This is a genomic window from Streptococcus sp. HMSC072D07 (genome assembly GCF_001814835.1).
Taxonomy (GTDB): Bacteria; Bacillota; Bacilli; order Lactobacillales; family Streptococcaceae; genus Streptococcus.
Map to the genome: position 1 here is coordinate 187,942 of NZ_KV818066.1, position 17,126 is coordinate 205,067.

The following is a 17,126-nucleotide window of genomic DNA, read 5'->3' on the forward strand; positions in this document are numbered from 1 at the left end:
TGGAGGTTTTCTCATGTTATCAAGAGTTGAAAAATTTGAAGTAGCCTTAAAACAGACAGAGTGTGATGCTGTCTTAGTAACCAATCTGAAGAATATTTACTATCTGACTGGTTTCAGCGGGACAGAGGCGACAGTTTTCATCAGTAAAAAGCGCCGGATTTTTCTGACGGATTCTCGTTATACTCTTATTGCCAAGGGCGTGGTTGAGGGCTTTGACATTGTGGAAACGCGCGATGCGGTTGGTGAAATTGCTAAAATTATAGCGGACGACAAGCTGGAAAAAATTGGCTTTGATGACGAGATTTCCTATGCTTACTTCAAGATGCTGGAAAGTGTGTTTGCTGGTCATGAGCTGGTTCCAATGACTGGTTTTATTGAAAATCTGCGGATGATCAAGGATGAGCAAGAAATCGCAACCATTCGTAGGGCCTGCCAGATTTCTGACCAAGCCTTCCTAGATGTACTGGATTTTATCAAGCCCGGTGAGACGACTGAGCTAGCAGTTATGAACTTTTTAGATGCCCGTATGCGCCAGCTAGGTGCTTCAGGTGCCTCTTTTGATTTTATCATCGCTTCGGGCTACCGCTCTGCTATGCCACATGGCGTGGCTAGTGACAAGGTCATTCAAAAGGGTGAAACCCTGACCATGGACTTTGGTTGCTACTACAACCACTATGTCAGCGATATGACGCGGACAGTTCATGTGGGGCAGGTGACAGATGAAGAGCGGGAGATTTATGATATTGTCCTGCGCAGCAATCAAGCCCTCATAGATGCAGCCAAGGCTGGTCTCAGTCGAATTGATTTTGACAGGATTCCGCGCCAGATTATTAACGATGCAGGCTACGGTCCTTACTTCAGCCACGGGATTGGACATGGGATTGGTTTGGATATCCATGAAATTCCTTACTTTGGCAAGTCAGAAGAGCCAATCAAGGCTGGCATGGTCTTGACTGATGAACCAGGTATCTATATTGAAGGTAAATACGGGGTTCGTATCGAGGATGATATCCTGATTACAGATAACGGTTGCGAATTGTTGACTCTAGCGCCGAAGGAATTAATTGTTATTTAAGAAAATTATGATAAATCGTTGACTTTTATATTTTAAAGGTTTATACTGATAGACGAAAACGGTAGGTGAGGCTACCATAGGGATACGGATGACTACCGCAAAGCAGTGGAGACACTACTCGTTGGTCAACAGTCCTGGTCGCGAAGGCCAAGACTAAGCTCATTACATCGCCCTATGGAGTTAAAGCTTGAACGAAAAAACAGATAATTAGTTTTTTAATCCTGCCATTTTATGGTGGGATTTTCTACTGTTTTAGAACAAGGAAAGGAGACAAACGATGCAAATTGACGATCATCCAGAACCGCACATACACAGCCAATCGCTGATTTGTGTCGTTCTGCCCTTATAAAGTGATTGGTCTCTGTGTATGAAACACATCATTCATACAGATAGGAGAAACCAATGAAAACTACAAAAGAAAGAGTAGCAGCAGCTATTCACACACCCTTAAACGAAACTCTATCTTTTTATAAGACAAGTCTAACAGGCTTGACTGAGGAGCAGGTGGAGAAAAATCGTGACCTATATGGCGAAAATACCATCACCAAGGGTCAAGAAGACAGTATCCTCAAAAAGATTTACGAATCCATCATCAATCCATTTACAATCATCCTCCTAGTCATCGCTATGATTTCCATGGTGACCAATGTCTGGCTGGCGAAGCCTGGGCAAGAAGATCCGACGACCTCTATCATCATCGTCGTTCTCGTTCTAATCTCTGGTGGCATACGCTTTGTCCAAGAATTGCGGAGTGACAAGGCCGCGACCAATCTATCAAAAATGATTGTGAATACAGCCACAGTTATCCGCGAAGGCCAGAGTTTAGAGGTCGCAATTGAAGATTTGGTCGTTGGAGATATAGTCAAATTAAGTGCTGGGGATATGATTCCAGCAGACCTCATTTTAATTGAATCACGTGATTTCTTTGTTCAACAGTCTGGTTTGACAGGTGAAAGTGACTCGGTTGAAAAACTAGCCTTGTCAAAAATGAGTCAGTCAAATTTTGATAGTCTGCTAGAAGCAGAAGCGCTCGCTTTTATGGGAACCAATGTGATATCAGGAAGCGCCAAGGCTTTGATTCTAGCGGTCGGTGATGACACCATGATGGGAGAAATCGAGCAGACTCTCAATACCTATGACGAACCGACCTCTTTTGAACGGGAGATGAACAGCATCTCTTGGCTCTTGATCCGTTTGATGTTAGTCATGGTTCCCATCGTGTTTCTCTCCAATGGCTTGACAGATGGCGACTGGCTGGAAGCAGGTGTGTTTGCACTGAGTGTTGGTGTTGGATTGACACCTGAGATGCTTCCTATGATCATCACAGCCAGTCTAGCAAAAGGCTCCATTATCATGGCCAAGGAAAAAGTCGTCATCAAAAAACTCAATGCCATACAAGACCTAGGTGCTATTGATATCCTGTGTACGGATAAAACCGGAACCCTTACCCAAGACGAAATTGTCCTTGAATATCCTTTGGATATACATGGAGATTTGGATTTATCTGTGTTGAGACGTGCCTACCTTAATTCCTATTTTCAAACGGGTTTGAAAAACTTGATGGACCGTGCCATTATCAGTAGAACTGAAAAAGAAGCTAAAGAACACGCTATTCTACAAAATTTGGATACTAGCTTCCAAAAAATAGACGAATTGCCCTTTGATTTTGAACGCAGACGGATGAGTGTCATCGTCAAGGATGAGAACGAAGTTGTTAGTTTGGTAACCAAGGGTGCTCTAGAGGAAATGCTTGCGATTTCAACCCATGTGGAATATCACGGTCAGATTAGCCCTCTGACGGATGATATCCGAGTGGAAATCTTAAAAGAAGTAGATCAACTTAATCAGCAAGGCTTGCGAGTCTTGGGAGTTGCCTATAAAACAGGCCTAAAAGAAGGTTTTGCTTACTCCGTTGAAGATGAAAAAGAGATGATTCTAACAGGATATCTTGCCTTTCTAGATCCACCAAAACCATCAGCAGCACCTGCTATCCAAGCTTTGTTAGAACACGGTGTTCAAACAAAGATCTTGACGGGAGACAATGAAAAGGTAACCCAAGCAGTTTGCGAAAAAGTTGGTCTAGACGTTGATCAAATCTTGTTGGGTTCTGATATTGACGCCATGACGGACGAAGAGTTGGCTCAAGCAGTTGAGAAGGTGACTGTCTTTGCCAAACTCTCTCCGGATCAAAAAGCACGAATCATTTTACAAATCAAATCGAATGGACATTGTGTCGGCTATATGGGAGATGGAATCAATGATGCCCCTTCTATGAAAGTGGCCGATGTGGGGATTTCTGTTGATACAGCAGTAGATATTGCCAAAGAAACGGCTGATGTCATTTTGCTAGATAAGGATTTGATGGTGCTTGAAAAAGGGCTGGTTGAAGGGCGTAAGGTCTACGCTAATATGACCAAATATATCAAGATGACGGTCAGCTCTAATTTCGGGAACATTTTCTCTCTGTTAGTGTCTGGTATCTTTTTACCTTTCCTTCCTATGGCTCCGATTCACTTGATTGTGTTAAACCTCGTCTACGACCTTTCTTGCATTGCCTTGCCATTTGATAATGTAGATGAAGACTTTTTGAAGCATCCCCATAAGTGGGAAGCTAAGTCTATTACTCGCTTTATGATTTGGATGGGTCCGATTTCTTCTGCCTTTGATATTTTGACCTTTATCTTGCTCTATTTTATCATTGTCCCAATGGCGACAGGTCAAGCTTATGCTCACGGAGCAGAGTCTGCAACGGACTTTATCATCTTGTTCCAGACAGGTTGGTTCATTGAATCCATGTGGTCCCAAACCATGGTTATCCATATGCTTCGTTCAGCAAAACTTCCTTTCTTACAAAGTCGTCCATCATGGTTTGTTCTCGGGACAACCTTGCTAGCGGCTAGTTTTGTGACCTTCCTTCCCTACTCTTCAATTGCTAGCCTGCTTCATTTAACTCCTTTGGAACCAATTTATTTCCTCTTTTTGCTTTTGATTATCGTTCTCTATATGATAAGTGTTACAGTTGTAAAACGATTGTATATCAAAAAATTTAAAAGTTGGTTATAAATTGATTTTGTCAAGAAAAAAGTACGAAAATCGCGAAAAAAGTTAATTTTTTTTAAAAATAGGTCGCAAGTCGGATGTTTTTTATGGTATAATAGACTAAACTGATAGTAACATGTAGCGAAAGGGGTAGGTACATGATCAAAATTTATACAGTCTCAAGTTGTACTAGCTGTAAAAAAGCGAAAACCTGGCTCAATGCCCACCAGTTAAGTTATAAAGAACAAAATCTCGGTAAAGAAGGAATTACAAGAGAAGAGTTATTAGATATTCTCACGAAAACAGATAATGGAATTGCCAGTATCGTTTCGTCAAAAAACCGCTACGCTAAGGCACTTGGAGTTGACATCGAGGATTTGAGTGTCAATGAAGTGCTCAACTTAATCATGGAAACACCACGGATCTTAAAGAGTCCGATTCTCGTTGACGAGAAGCGCCTACAAGTCGGCTATAAAGAAGATGATATCCGTGCCTTCTTGCCACGCTCTGTCCGTAATGTAGAAAATGCAGAAGCACGTCTACGTGCAGCTCTATAAAACATCAAGGCTGGGAGTGACTCCTGGCCTTGTTTGCTCTTTTTTCAAAAATCATGTGAGGAATTATGAAAAAGTTACTAATTGTTAGTTTGGCCCTCTTCTTTTTACTTGCTGGGTGTGGGCAAAAAAAGGAAGCGACCTCTCCTTCAACATCGCAGTCTGAACCTCTCCAATCCAACCTTCCCGTTTTGGATAATGCCGAAAAGAATACGGTTGTCACTAAGACCCTGTTGATGCCGAAGTCAGAAAATGGAACGCAGCAGATTCAGACCATTACCTATAAAGGCAATCAATTTCTGACCTTGACCATCCAGCAAAAACGACCTGTCGGGGATGAACTCAAGACCTTTATCTCTGAAAATGGCCTAGAGGAGACGCAAAAAGCGCTTCTAGAAGCGGAAGAGAAGGATGAGACCATCCAAGAGGCACGCAAACTAGCAGGATTTACACTGGAAACCAAGCTACTCAGCGAGACAGAAATCCAGACGACAACGACTTATGATTTTCAAGTATTGGATGTCAAAAAGGCATCTCAGATAGAATATTTAAAAAATATCGGCCTGGAAAATCTCTTAAAAAACGAACCTAGCCAATATATTGCAGATAGAGTGGCAAATGGGGCGACAGAACAATAGAAAATCCAAATTAATAGACGGACTTATTTGTAGAACGTCAGGGAATGTGCTATAATAGTACTATTCTAAGGAAAGAGGGTGTTAGAATGGGATTTACTGAAGAAACTGTACGGTTTAAATTGGATGATTCCAATAAGAAAGAAATTAGCGAAACGTTGACAGACGTCTATGCTTCTTTGAACGACAAGGGCTACAATCCGATTAACCAGATCGTCGGTTATGTATTGAGTGGAGACCCTGCCTATGTTCCTCGTTACAACAATGCACGAAATCAAATCCGTAAGTATGAGCGTGATGAAATTGTTGAAGAATTGGTACGCTACTACCTTAAGGGACAAGGAGTCGATCTATAATCTATGAGAATTATGGGATTGGACGTCGGTTCAAAAACAGTGGGTGTTGCCATTAGCGATCCCCTAGGCTTCACCGCTCAGGGACTTGAAATCATCCAGATTAATGAGGATCAGGGCCAGTTTGGTTTTGATCGTATCAAGGAATTGGTTGACATCTATAAGGTGGAACGCTTTGTAGTAGGTCTGCCTAAAAACATGAACAATACCAGCGGTCCGCGGGTAGAAGCCAGTCAAGCCTACGGAGCAAAATTAGAGGAACTTTTTGGTTTACCAGTAGACTATCAGGATGAGCGTTTGACGACCGTTGCTGCGGAGCGTATGTTGATTGAACAAGCAGATATCAGCCGTAACAAACGCAAGAAAGTTATTGATAAGCTGGCTGCTCAGTTGATTTTGCAAAATTATTTAGATAGAAAATTTTAAGACAGAGGAGAAACTATGTCACACGATCACAACCATGACCACGAAGAACGTGAATTGATTACACTAGTAGATGAGCAAGGAAATGAAACCTTGTTTGAAATTCTTTTGACCATCGATGGGAAAGAAGAATTTGGTAAAAACTATGTTCTGCTAGTGCCAGTTAACGCAGAAGAAGATGAAAATGGTGAAGTTGAAATCCAAGCTTACTCATTCATCGAAAATGAAGACGGAACAGAAGGCGAATTGCAACCAATCCCAGAAGACTCAGAAGACGAATGGAACATGATTGAAGAAGTCTTCAACAGCTTTATGGAAGAGTAAAAATGTCCGGGGGACATTTTTAGCCCTGCGCCAGAAATTAGAAACGCAGGAACGTTTGGGGAACATTTTTACCCTTACGCTAAAAATAAAGACCGTAAGTAAGTCCGGTGGATGTTTTTAGCCCTGCGCCAGAAATTAGAAACGCAGGAACGTTCGGGGGACGTTTTTAGCCCAACTCCCAGAAATTGGAGAGAGTTGGAATATCCGGGGGACGTTTTTAGCCCACGTTGAAATTCATAGTAGCTAGTGATTAGCTAACCAGGTAAGAGGTTGGGATTTTAGTCCTGACCTCACTTTTTATTTGTAATCATACTTTGATGCGGTAGTTGATTGGATTGTTGTTAAGGAGACATGTATGTTTGAAGTAGAAGAATGGCTTCATAGTCGGATTGGTTTAAACTTTAGATCTGGCCTTGGACGAATGCAGCGAGCTGTGGATTTGCTGGGGAATCCTGAGAAGGCTTATCCCATTATCCATGTAACAGGGACTAACGGTAAAGGGTCAACTATTGCCTTTATGAGGGAGTTGTTTGTTGCTCATGGTAAAAAAGTTGGTACTTTTACCTCTCCTCATATCATCAGCATCCATGATCGAATCTGTATCAATGGGCAACCAATCGCAGAGGAAGACTTTGTCCGTATAGCCAACCAAGTCAAGGAGATGGAGAAAATTCTTTTAGAAACACATGATCAATTGTCTTTCTTTGAGTTGTTGACCTTGATTGCTTTGCTTTATTTTAAAGAGCAGGGAGTGGATCTAGTCCTGCTAGAGGTGGGGATTGGTGGTTTGCTTGACACGACTAATGTCGTAACAGGAGAGATTGCAGTTATTACTTCCATTGGGCTAGATCATCAGGAGACCTTGGGCGATAGTCTAGAGGAAATAGCCGAGCAGAAAGCTGGTATTTTCAAGGCCGGCAAGCAGGCAGTCATTGCTAAGCTCGCTCCAGAAGCTAAACTTGTCTGTCAAAATACAGCAAGAGAGTTAGGTGTGGATCTCTATCAAGCTGGGCTAGACTTCTCCTTGAATGCTGGGGATTTTTCAAGCAGCCTAGCGAGTTTTTCACAACTTGAAATTAGTTTGGAAGGTGTTTATCAGCAAGAAAATGCCGCCTTGGCTTTACAAAGCTTTCTTCTGTTTATGGTGTCAAGAGGTGAAGGGGTTGAAGAAGAGCTTGTCAGACAGGCCTTGAAAGAAACCCACTGGGCAGGGCGATTGGAACGGATTCGCCCGCAAATCTACCTAGATGGGGCTCACAATCTGCCAGCTTTAAGTCGTCTAGTAGAGTTTATCCAGGGGAAAATCCAGCAAGGTTACCAGGTTCGCATCCTTTTTGGAGCACTTAAACGCAAGGATTATCAGGGGATGCTAGGCTATCTATCTGAGCAGTTGCCTCAGGTAAAACTTAAGGTAACAGGCTTTGACTACCAAGGCTCTCTGGATGAAAAGGATGTGGTAGGTTATGATTTGATTCCTTCCTATGGCGACTTTATCAGAGAATTTGAAGATAAGGCCAATGGCCAGGACTTGCTTTTCGTGACGGGATCCCTCTACTTTATCTCGGAAGTTCGAGCAAGTTTGGTAGGAAGCGACGAGATTAGTTGACCTTATAGGTTTATGTTGCTATACTGTAGGTAGGAGGTATATCTGGAAACGATTCCAGCAAAACATTGGCACAAAAGAAAGGAAATCGCTATGAAAACGAAAACATTCACACTTTCTATTGCTTCCCTAGCAATTCTTAGTCTTTTAGCAGCTTGTGGACCTAAAGCACAAGCCCCTGCCCAGCAATCTGCTCAGCAATCATCTACTCAACAAGAATCATCTTCTAGCGCTGCGACAAGTGCTAGTCAATCACAGGCGTCCTCAAGTCAGGACACTACTGTAGCTCAACCTACGAATATCGATGGTACCTATACTGGAAAAGATGAGAATGACCAAATCACTCTTGTTGTAACAGGTAAAACTGGCACATGGACTGAGGTCGAGCCAGATGGGGATAAGGAAATCAAGCAAGTCAGCTTTGAACCAGAAAAACAACGTGTCATTATCGGTGATGATGTCAAAATTTACACGGTTAATGGTAATCAATTGATTATCGATGATATGGACCGAGAGGCATCTGACCGAGTGGTATTAACTAAGCAATAATGATTCAGTAAAAGTTCCAATGAGATGAAAGCTATCTTTTTGGAGCTTTTTTCTTGAAAAAGGGTTGGCTGTTCTTTACTAACTTTTTACTTAAAACGCTTACAAGTGTTTGTAAAACTTCTTATAAGGTCGTATACTTATAGTAAATAATCAATTAGCGCAGAGGCGCAGGAGGAAAAGCATATGGCTACATTTTACGTTCCATCAGTTAACCTTATCGGTAAAGGTGTTGTAAATGAAGTAGGCCCGTATATCAAGGAACTGGGGTATAAGAAGGCTCTTTTGGTGACAGACAAGTTCATCGAAGGCAGCGATATTTTACCTAAGGTCCTAAAACCATTAGATGGTGAAGGGATCAAATATGTGATCTTTAGCGATGTGGAGCCAAATCCGACTTGCAAGAACGTCACAGACGGAGTGGCTGTCCTGAAAGAGCATGGATGTGACTTCATCATCAGTCTTGGGGGAGGATCTCCTCAGGATGCGGCTAGTTGTATCTCTATCATTGCTACAAATGGTGGCAAACCACAGGACTACGAAGGCCTCCACAAGTCTGCTAAAAAAGGATTGCCAGTGGTTGCGATCAATACAACAGCTGGAACTTCTGCAGAAATCACCATTAACTATGTTATTACTGACGAAGAGCGCAAGGTCAAGATGGTAATGGTTGATAAGAATAGCCTTGCCCTTATCTCTGTCAATGATCCAGAACTCATGCTTTCAAAGCCGAAAGGATTGACAGTAGCGACAGGTATGGATGCTCTTACTCACGCTGTCGAAGCCTTGGTAACACCAGGTGCTTATAATGTGACCAAGAAACTTTCTATCGGAGCGATTGAACTCATCAAGGAGTATCTTTCTCGTGCTGTGGCAAATGGCCAAGATATTGAAGCGCGTGAGGCTATGGTCAATGCCATCTTCCTCGGTGGTATGAGCTTTAACAACGCTGGTTTGGGCTACGTTCATTCTATGGCTCACCAACTCGGTGCGGTATATAACTTGCCACATGGTGTCTGTTGTGCCATGCTTCTCCCAGTTGTAGAGCGTGAAAATGCCAAACGTGTACCAGAAGCTTTCCGCAATGTAGCCAAGGCCTTGGGACTCCATGTGGAAGGGAAAACAGACCAAGAATGTGCTGACTATGCTATCGCTGAGATTGAGAAACTTTCTGAAACTGTTGGTATTCCGAAGAAACTCACTGAACTCGGGATCCAAGAAAAAGACTTTGACTTTGACTACCTTTCTAAGAATGCTTTGATCGATGCATGTGCGCCAGGCAATCCATTCATGCCAACTCTAGAAGAAACTATTGCTCTCTACAAAGAACTCTTCTAAAAATCAAGTAGAGTGGAAGCGACTTATTCCTCAAAATATAAATAGTATTAGAAAGAACTATCATTTTGGTAGTTCTTTTTTTAAAAATTTGCTATCCTAGACATATGAGAAAAATCAAAATTGATGTGGTTGTAGTTCCTTTGAGTGGGCATCTCTTCCCAACACTGAATTTACTTGCCCCTTTGTTGAAGGATCCCTTGTATGAGATTCGATTATTTACAGGGCCGCAACGAAAAACTGTAGCAGAGGAGATGGGATTCCGGGTGATTCCCATTTTAGAAAATTGTGTAGATGAGTTTGAGCGTGTAGCCAACAATGAAGGTCAATTAAACCTGTTTTCTGCTTATCGACAGTTGTCAGCTAGTCTTGATTTGATCAATGTGGTTTCAGATCAATTAGTGCAAGAGTGGCAGGAAAATAGACCGGATATTGTGATTGCGGACTTTATAACCCTCTCTGGAGGACTTGTTGCGGAACAGTTGAACATTCCCTGGATTACCACGATGGCGACACAGTTTGCCATTGAAACGACAGATGGACCGCCTTGTTTCTTTGGAGGAATGGGCAGTCCAAAAACATCTTTCCAATCTGGTCTGCAATGGCTAGGAAGAAAAGGGACTCGTTTAGGGAAACGAATCGTAAGCTTTTTATTGAGAGAACGCTTGAAACGTTACGATTTTAAGCCCTACAATCAGAAAGGTCAGGAAACCATCTATTCACCCTATTCCATCTTGGGAATTGGGATGAAAGAGTTGGAGCTGAAAAGTGATTTTCCAGAGCACTACCTTTGGGTGGGACCTTTTGGGTCTTCGATTGAGAGGGCAGAAAATTATCCCCTCGATTTGTCTCCTTATGCAGGGTATAAGAAGGTCCTTGTCTCCTGTGGCACTCAGCTAGCATGGGCTAAAGACAATCTCCTCTATCAGACACAACAATTGGCAGAAGCACATCCAGATTGCCACTTCTTTGTGACTCTGGGGTTTGGCGGACAAGACTTCCAATGTGAAGAGCTCATGGACAATGTTTCTGTGGTATCCTATCTTCCCTATAAGGAATACATTCCCCAGATGGATTATGTGATTCATCATGGTGGTGCAGGTATTTTTTACCAGTGTATCATCTATGGTAAGCCTGCCTTGATTCTCCCCCATGACTATGATCAGTATGACTATGCAGTTCGTGGATTAGAGGCAGGGATTGCCTTGACTGCTAAACGAGAGGATACGGAAGCGATTGGACGCGCCTTTGATGAGTTGTTGGCTAGAGATGACTGGCCAGACTTAAACAAACTTAGTCGAGCAGCTCAAATCTATCAGCCAACAGAGATTCTGAAGAGCGAAATACATCGGCTCTTAGGGGACAAGGAGAAGTAAAGAATGAAGAAAGTATTGGTAACAGGTGCTACGGGCTTTCTAGGTAAGTATGTTGTTGAAGAGCTTAGTCAGCAGGGCTATCAGGTACGCGCTTTTGGACGCAATCGCAAGGTGGGTCAGTCTTTAGAAAACTCCTCTGTGGCATTTTTTCAGGGGGATTTGACCAAGCAAGAGAACTTGGCTCGGGCTTGTCAGGGGATGGACATGGTTGTGCATGCGGGTGCTCTTTCTACCGTTTGGGGGCCTTGGGAGGATTTCTACCAGACAAATGTCTTAGGGACCAAGTATGTTCTGGATGCTTGCCGAGAGGCTGGTATTCAGCGTTTGGTTTATGTGTCCTCGCCTAGCATCTATGCTGCGCCTCGAGATCAGCTAGCTATCAAAGAAAGTGCTGCGCCTCAGGAAAATAATCTGAACAACTACATTCGTAGTAAGCTGGCTTCGGAGAAGCTGTTTAAGGATTATCCCGATGTTCCGAGTATTATCTTACGACCTCGTGGGCTTTTTGGGATTGGGGATACCAGTATTTTGCCCCGAGTTCTCAAACTCAGTCAGAAGATTGGCATTCCCTTGATAGGGGATGGTTGTCAGCTCATGGATATGACCTGTGTGGAAAATGTCGCTCTGGCAATTCGCTTGGCACTAGAGACCCCTCAAGCTAGTGGCGAAGTTTATAATATTACCAATGGGGAACCAAGAGCCTTTAAGGATTTGATAGAAGAAACCTTGAGAGGGTTGGGCTATCCAATAACATACAGAAAAGTGCCAACTCCTCTTCTTTCAGTTATTGCTAGTAGTTTAGAGTTTCTGTATAAGGTCTTGAAACTCAAAGGTGAACCGCCTATGACACGCTATACCTATTATCTGCTCCGTTATAGTCAGACGTTGGACATCAGCAAGGCGGAGCGAGACTTGGGGTATCGCCCTCAAATCAGTATTTCGGAAGGGATTGAACAATATGTCCAAGATTATCGAAAGCATTGATTATTTCCCAGCAGGCTACTGTACCAGCTACACAGGTTTGCTATTTAAGGGAGTTAAGAATCAAAAGATGACCTTTCCAGCAGGTGTTTTTCTTATCAAACACAGGGACAAGGGCTATCTCCTCTATGACACAGGCTATCATTACGATATTAAGACCCGGCTTCGCTATGGTTTCTATCGGCTAGGAACGCCCGTTCAAATGACGGAGAAGGACCAGATTTCACGTTTGCTGGAAGCGAAGGGAATCAAACCAGAAGAAATTAACTATGTTCTTCTATCACACCTACATCCAGATCATCTGGGAGGAGCTAGTTTCTTTCCTCGTGCAACCTTTATCTTGACAAAAGAAGTATATGAAGTCTACCAAAAACCCAAGTTGAAAGACTTGATTTTCAAGGAGTTTTTACCAGCTTCTTTTGAGAAAAATATAACCATTATCAGAGCTGACCAGCAAGTTTCAACTTTTCCCTATCGTCCGATTTGTGATCTTTTTGGAGATGGCAGTATCCTAGTAGCCTCTGTTGACGGGCATGCTAGGGGGCAAGCCTGTCTATATTTTCCAGACCTTAATCTCCTCATTGCAGCGGACCTCTGTTGGGGAATTGACCTCTTACCTTATACCAAGCAGATGCACCTGATTCCTTCCTTGGTCCAGGATAATAGGGCCGACTATATCAGGGGGACAGAGTTTTTGGAGGAAGTCTTAAAGGACGGTATCGAGGTAGTTGTTAGCCATGATCCTGTAGAAAGGATAGAGTCAATCTTACATGAAAAAAATAACCTTTCTTAAAACCTTTATCCAAACTCGATGGCTTCATCATTTCAAATCTCGAGAAGCTGTAGAAAACTATCAGAAAAAGCAATTAGCTAACTATATGGACTTTTTAAAGCGAGAGTCGCCCTACTTTAAAAATGGGGTTCCTAGCAACTTTGACCATATGGACAAGGCTTTTATGATGGAACATTTCAATGAGCTCAACACCCAAGGAGTGGATCGTGATGAAGCCTTATCCTTAGCTATTGAAAGTGAGAAGACCCGTGACTTCACTGAACTTAAAGGGGAAGTAGCCGTCGGTCTGTCTTCAGGGACGTCTGGACATCGGGGGCTCTTTATCACAACAGAGAAAGAGCGAAGTATGTGGGCTGCGGCTATCTTGGCAAAGATGTTGCCCAAGGGGCAGCTTTTTGGACACCGCATCGCCTTTTTCCTGAGAGCTGATAATGAACTCTATCAGACCATCAATACAGCGCTCATTCGTCTAGAGTATTTTGATATTTTCAAACATACAGATGAGCATATCGAGCGACTCAACAACTATCAACCAACGATTATTGTGGCGCCAGCCTCGATGTTGATTGAATTGAGCAAGCGTCTCAAGGATGGAGAGTTAGCTATTCACCCACAAAAAATCGTTTCGGTGGCGGAAATCTTGGAAGATAGTGATAGGGTACGGATCGCAGAAGCCTTTTCACTATCCATCATTGACCAAGTTTATCAGGCGACAGAAGGTTTCCTAGCCTGCACTTGCTCAGCTGGCAATCTACATCTCAACGAAGACATTATCTTTGTGGAAAAGCAGTATCTAGATGACCGCCGTTTTTATCCAGTGATTACGGACTTTAAGCGAAGTAGTCAGCCTGTTTATCGCTACCAGCTCAATGATATCTTGGTTGAAAATCCGGAGCCTTGTCCCTGTGGCTCCTACTATACACGGATTGACAAGGTCGAAGGACGCTCTGATGATATCTTCTACTTTGAAGGGCAGAATGGGGGACAGGTAACGATCTATCCAGACTTTATCAGACGTTGTATCCTCTTTGTGGAGAATGTAGGAGATTACCGAGTTAAGCAACATTCCGAGAAATTAGTGGAAGTTTGTCTAAGCCAACGAGATGAGGACGTAGAGACAGCAATTTTAGCACAGTTCCAACTCTTGGCCCAGCAAAAAGAGTTCATAGTTCCTCAAATCCAATTTTCAGATTATCACTGGGATACTAGCCGTAAACTCAAACGTATCCAACGTTTATGAAAGGAAAAAGACAATGACAGAAGTAAAAAGACATGTAGAAATCGCAGGTTATGGCATTTGCCTTCCAAAGCATACAGTTCAATTTAAAGACCAGACCCGTTATCGTGTAGTTGAAAATGAAGAAACGCAACTTGACTTGGCAGAGGGAGCTATCCACCGTGCACTTGAACATGCAAATTTGGATATTAAGGATATCGATTGCCTTGTATCAGCTAGTGCAGTTGGTGTTCAGCCTATCCCTTGTACGGCTGCCTTGATTCATGAGCGCGTGGCAAAAGGACTCTCAATTCCAGCAATGGACATCAATACGACCTGTACCAGCTTTATTTCTGCTCTATCGACTATGTCCCACTTGATTGAGGCGGGCGAATACAATCGTGTCTTGATTGTGTCTAGTGAGGTTGGTAGTTTAGGGCTCAATCCCAAGCAGAAAGAAAGTTTTGAACTCTTTAGTGATGGGGCAGCAGCCTTTATTTTCCAAAAAAGTCATCAGGAAAAAGGGGTCATTGCTAGTCTCCAACGTACTTGGTCAGAAGGGGCTCACGATACGGAGATTCGTGGAGGTCTGACTTCTTTTCAACCAAAAGAGTACTCTGAAGCGACGAAGACCAACTATATGTTTGACATGAAGGGGAAGAAAATCCTCCTCTTGTCTGCTCGTAAAATCCCAGTCATGTTTGAAGAGTTTCAAGAAAAAACACAGCTAGCCTTGGCAGACGTGGACTATATCATTCCTCACCAAGCAAGTCGTGCTCTTCCTTTGGTCATGGAAAAACTAGGTGTGGCTGAGGATCAGTACCTCAATCTCGTCACTGACTATGGAAATATGGTGTCAGTCTCTGTACCGTTTGGCTTGGCTTATTCTTTGGAGAATGGACTTATCAAGGAGGGAGATGTCGTCTACCTTATGGGGACTGCAGCTGGTATGACGGTCAATATGTTGGCTCTGAAATTGTAATAATCATCTAAACACGGAACGACTGGAACTTGAGCAAAGGCAAACGGTTGCCATCTACCCCTGAACTGAGGTATACTAGTAGAAACACTAGTTTATCAAGCAGTTAAGGAGAATGTTAGAAAAGGAAGGGGATGTATGACAGCTAGAAAAATGCAGCTACTCATGTCCAAATATGGTTTCAGTATTACCATCATGTTGGCAGAGTTGTTTATCGTCTTTGGTTTATTTCTCTATCTAGGGCAAATGGCTCCAATTGTCTGGATTATCCTAGTCATTTTAGTGAGCTTAGCGACCATTGTATCGATTGTCAATCGATCTATGAATCCTGAGAGTAAGGTAACATGGCTGTTAGTAGCCTTTGTACCAGTGTTTGGACCCTTGCTCTATATCATGTTTGGAGAACGCCGTTTATCTAAAAAAGAAATGAAGCAGCTAAAGCAGCTCCAATCAATGGTTGATCGAGAGGACAATAGCAGAGCTCTCCGTTTGGAGTTAAAAGAGCAGGACAAGTCAGCTTACGGAGTTATCAAATCTCTCCTCAGCATGGATACGAATGCTGATGTCTATGATCGAACGGATACACAATTTTTTGCATCTGGTGAAAGCATGTGGCATCAGATGCTAGAGGATCTCAAGAAAGCTGAGAAGTTTATCTTTCTCGAATACTATATCATCGAAGAAGGTTTGATGTGGAATAGTATTTTGGAGATTTTGGAAGAAAAGGCAACTCAAGGAGTAGAGGTGAAGCTTCTCTATGATGATATTGGTTGTATGGCAACCTTACCTGGAGATTACACCGTCCAGCTTCGTGGTCGAGGGATTGAAGCCCACAAATTTAACAAGGTGATTCCACGTTTGACCGTTGCTTATAACAACCGTGACCACCGTAAAATCATGATTATTGATGGGCAGATTGCCTATACAGGTGGTATCAATCTGGCTGATGAGTATATCAACCATATCGAACGCTTTGGTTATTGGAAGGATAGCGGTATTCGTTTGGATGGACCAGCAGTTAAGGCTTTTACCAGACTTTTTTTATCTGCATGGTATATCAACCGTGGAGAGATTAGTGACTTTGACCAATACCATCTAGAAAATCACCCCAGAGACGGGATGGGGCTCTGTATTCCCTATAGTAGTGGGCCAAAACCCATCTACAGAGCTCAAGTTGGAAAAACGGTCTACCAAAATCTTATCAATCAAGCTACAGATTACGTCTATATCACGACTCCCTATCTGATTGCGGACTATGATCTCACCGAAAGTATCAAAAATGCAGCATTGAGAGGGGTAGATGTGCGAATTGTGACACCGTGTATCCCAGATAAGAAGGTTATTCAGTTAGTTACTCGAGGAGCCTATCCAGACTTGTTATCTGCGGGGGTTCGTATTTATGAGTACAGTCCGGGATTCCTTCATAGCAAGCAAATGCTTGTCGATGGAGAGGCAGCTACTGTGGGGACCATCAATTTTGACTATCGGAGCTTGCTCCACCACTATGAAAATGCCGTCTTACTTTATAGAACGCAGTCCATCATCGATATTGAAAGGGACTTCGAAGAGATTTTTAAAGTTTCTCAAGAAATTTATCCCCACACTATCAAAACCAGCTGGTATCAAAGCCTCATCAAGGAAATTGTCCAGTTGTTTGCACCTATGCTCTAACTATCCATCAAGATCTAGCCCAAGGCTGGATCTTATTTTTGTCTTCTTACGAATAGATAAGTAAAGGAGAAAACCATGCTTAATCTAGAAGATGATGATTTTATCAGAGAGTATAGAAACAGTCGATTCCACCGTTTTCGTGAAATCGAACGCTTTGCGCTATTGGATAAGAAATTTAGCAAATATCAATCCCAAGCTGACATTCCTGTAAGATTTTGATATA

The 17,126-nt window shown here is 42.7% G+C and carries 17 protein-coding genes and 1 riboswitch; all 17 genes read left to right on the forward strand.

The window, feature by feature from the left end; all coding sequences use genetic code 11:
* The first annotated feature begins 13 nt into the window (after nt 1-13).
* Nucleotides 14-1,075 (forward strand): M24 family metallopeptidase, encoded by a 1,062-nt coding sequence (locus tag HMPREF2991_RS05760; RefSeq protein WP_070569372.1) that lies wholly within the window; start codon nt 14-16, stop codon nt 1,073-1,075.
* A 55-nt stretch (nt 1,076-1,130) separates the two neighbouring features.
* Nucleotides 1,131-1,282: riboswitch (M-box (ykoK) riboswitch) on the forward strand.
* A 195-nt stretch (nt 1,283-1,477) separates the two neighbouring features.
* Complete coding sequence (gene mgtA, locus HMPREF2991_RS05765; protein WP_070569370.1) at nt 1,478-4,138, forward strand: magnesium-translocating P-type ATPase; 2,661 nt, start codon at nt 1,478-1,480, stop codon at nt 4,136-4,138.
* 134 nt (nt 4,139-4,272) lie between these two features.
* Nucleotides 4,273-4,671 carry a transcriptional regulator Spx gene (gene spx, locus HMPREF2991_RS05770; protein ID WP_000591165.1) on the forward strand — a complete coding sequence of 133 codons (399 nt, stop codon included), beginning with the start codon at nt 4,273-4,275 and terminating at the stop codon, nt 4,669-4,671.
* 65 nt (nt 4,672-4,736) lie between these two features.
* Nucleotides 4,737-5,306 carry an SP0191 family lipoprotein gene (locus HMPREF2991_RS05775; protein WP_070569366.1) on the forward strand — a complete coding sequence of 190 codons (570 nt, stop codon included), beginning with the start codon at nt 4,737-4,739 and terminating at the stop codon, nt 5,304-5,306.
* Nucleotides 5,307-5,392: 86 nt separating this feature from the next.
* Nucleotides 5,393-5,659 (forward strand): IreB family regulatory phosphoprotein, encoded by a 267-nt coding sequence (locus HMPREF2991_RS05780; RefSeq protein WP_000507059.1) that lies wholly within the window; start codon nt 5,393-5,395, stop codon nt 5,657-5,659.
* A 3-nt stretch (nt 5,660-5,662) separates the two neighbouring features.
* Nucleotides 5,663-6,082: a Holliday junction resolvase RuvX gene (gene ruvX, locus HMPREF2991_RS05785; RefSeq protein ID WP_002874889.1), complete on the forward strand. Its 420-nt coding sequence runs from the start codon at nt 5,663-5,665 to the stop codon at nt 6,080-6,082.
* Nucleotides 6,083-6,097: 15 nt separating this feature from the next.
* Entirely contained in the window at nt 6,098-6,403 is a 306-nt protein-coding gene (locus tag HMPREF2991_RS05790; RefSeq protein ID WP_000017624.1) for a DUF1292 domain-containing protein, read from the forward strand.
* Nucleotides 6,404-6,758: 355 nt separating this feature from the next.
* Entirely contained in the window at nt 6,759-8,009 is a 1,251-nt protein-coding gene (locus HMPREF2991_RS05795) for a bifunctional folylpolyglutamate synthase/dihydrofolate synthase (RefSeq protein ID WP_070569363.1), read from the forward strand.
* Nucleotides 8,010-8,099: 90 nt separating this feature from the next.
* Nucleotides 8,100-8,555, forward strand: coding sequence for an SP_0198 family lipoprotein (locus HMPREF2991_RS05800; protein ID WP_070569359.1), 456 nt, complete (start codon nt 8,100-8,102; stop codon nt 8,553-8,555).
* A gap of 183 nt (nt 8,556-8,738) precedes the next feature.
* Nucleotides 8,739-9,890: an iron-containing alcohol dehydrogenase gene (locus tag HMPREF2991_RS05805; protein ID WP_070683655.1), complete on the forward strand. Its 1,152-nt coding sequence runs from the start codon at nt 8,739-8,741 to the stop codon at nt 9,888-9,890.
* Between the two features lie 104 nt (nt 9,891-9,994).
* Complete coding sequence (locus tag HMPREF2991_RS05810) at nt 9,995-11,263, forward strand: glycosyltransferase (protein WP_070569619.1); 1,269 nt, start codon at nt 9,995-9,997, stop codon at nt 11,261-11,263.
* A 3-nt stretch (nt 11,264-11,266) separates the two neighbouring features.
* A complete protein-coding gene (locus HMPREF2991_RS05815; protein ID WP_070569353.1) occupies nt 11,267-12,247 on the forward strand; it encodes an NAD-dependent epimerase/dehydratase family protein in 981 nt (326 codons plus the stop codon).
* A complete protein-coding gene (locus HMPREF2991_RS05820; protein WP_070569350.1) occupies nt 12,222-13,037 on the forward strand; it encodes an MBL fold metallo-hydrolase in 816 nt (271 codons plus the stop codon). Before HMPREF2991_RS05815 ends, HMPREF2991_RS05820 begins: the two co-directional genes overlap by 26 nt.
* Nucleotides 13,015-14,277, forward strand: a complete 1,263-nt coding sequence (locus HMPREF2991_RS05825; protein ID WP_070569346.1) for a F390 synthetase-related protein — start codon at nt 13,015-13,017, stop codon at nt 14,275-14,277. Before HMPREF2991_RS05820 ends, HMPREF2991_RS05825 begins: the two co-directional genes overlap by 23 nt.
* 13 nt (nt 14,278-14,290) lie before the next feature.
* Nucleotides 14,291-15,235: a 3-oxoacyl-[acyl-carrier-protein] synthase III C-terminal domain-containing protein gene (locus HMPREF2991_RS05830; RefSeq protein WP_070569343.1), complete on the forward strand. Its 945-nt coding sequence runs from the start codon at nt 14,291-14,293 to the stop codon at nt 15,233-15,235.
* A 135-nt stretch (nt 15,236-15,370) separates the two neighbouring features.
* On the forward strand, nt 15,371-16,903 hold the full coding sequence (gene cls / locus HMPREF2991_RS05835; protein WP_070569340.1) for a cardiolipin synthase: 1,533 nt from the start codon (nt 15,371-15,373) through the stop codon (nt 16,901-16,903).
* Between the two features lie 75 nt (nt 16,904-16,978).
* Nucleotides 16,979-17,122 carry a hypothetical protein gene (locus tag HMPREF2991_RS11010; RefSeq protein ID WP_000933184.1) on the forward strand — a complete coding sequence of 48 codons (144 nt, stop codon included), beginning with the start codon at nt 16,979-16,981 and terminating at the stop codon, nt 17,120-17,122.
* Nucleotides 17,123-17,126: the final 4 nt, after the last annotated feature.

Bases quoted from the DNA above. Each gene is read 5' to 3' on its own strand.
- HMPREF2991_RS05760 (WP_070569372.1), top strand. From the start codon at position 14: ATGTTATCAAGAGTTGAAAAATTTGAAGTAGCCTTAAAACAGACAGAG.
- mgtA (WP_070569370.1), top strand. From the start codon at position 1,478: ATGAAAACTACAAAAGAAAGAGTAGCAGCAGCTATTCACACACCCTTA.
- spx (WP_000591165.1), top strand. From the start codon at position 4,273: ATGATCAAAATTTATACAGTCTCAAGTTGTACTAGCTGTAAAAAAGCG.
- HMPREF2991_RS05775 (WP_070569366.1), top strand. From the start codon at position 4,737: ATGAAAAAGTTACTAATTGTTAGTTTGGCCCTCTTCTTTTTACTTGCT.
- HMPREF2991_RS05780 (WP_000507059.1), top strand. From the start codon at position 5,393: ATGGGATTTACTGAAGAAACTGTACGGTTTAAATTGGATGATTCCAAT.
- ruvX (WP_002874889.1), top strand. From the start codon at position 5,663: ATGAGAATTATGGGATTGGACGTCGGTTCAAAAACAGTGGGTGTTGCC.
- HMPREF2991_RS05790 (WP_000017624.1), top strand. From the start codon at position 6,098: ATGTCACACGATCACAACCATGACCACGAAGAACGTGAATTGATTACA.
- HMPREF2991_RS05795 (WP_070569363.1), top strand. From the start codon at position 6,759: ATGTTTGAAGTAGAAGAATGGCTTCATAGTCGGATTGGTTTAAACTTT.
- HMPREF2991_RS05800 (WP_070569359.1), top strand. From the start codon at position 8,100: ATGAAAACGAAAACATTCACACTTTCTATTGCTTCCCTAGCAATTCTT.
- HMPREF2991_RS05805 (WP_070683655.1), top strand. From the start codon at position 8,739: ATGGCTACATTTTACGTTCCATCAGTTAACCTTATCGGTAAAGGTGTT.
- HMPREF2991_RS05810 (WP_070569619.1), top strand. From the start codon at position 9,995: ATGAGAAAAATCAAAATTGATGTGGTTGTAGTTCCTTTGAGTGGGCAT.
- HMPREF2991_RS05815 (WP_070569353.1), top strand. From the start codon at position 11,267: ATGAAGAAAGTATTGGTAACAGGTGCTACGGGCTTTCTAGGTAAGTAT.
- HMPREF2991_RS05820 (WP_070569350.1), top strand. From the start codon at position 12,222: ATGTCCAAGATTATCGAAAGCATTGATTATTTCCCAGCAGGCTACTGT.
- HMPREF2991_RS05825 (WP_070569346.1), top strand. From the start codon at position 13,015: ATGAAAAAAATAACCTTTCTTAAAACCTTTATCCAAACTCGATGGCTT.
- HMPREF2991_RS05830 (WP_070569343.1), top strand. From the start codon at position 14,291: ATGACAGAAGTAAAAAGACATGTAGAAATCGCAGGTTATGGCATTTGC.
- cls (WP_070569340.1), top strand. From the start codon at position 15,371: ATGACAGCTAGAAAAATGCAGCTACTCATGTCCAAATATGGTTTCAGT.
- HMPREF2991_RS11010 (WP_000933184.1), top strand. From the start codon at position 16,979: ATGCTTAATCTAGAAGATGATGATTTTATCAGAGAGTATAGAAACAGT.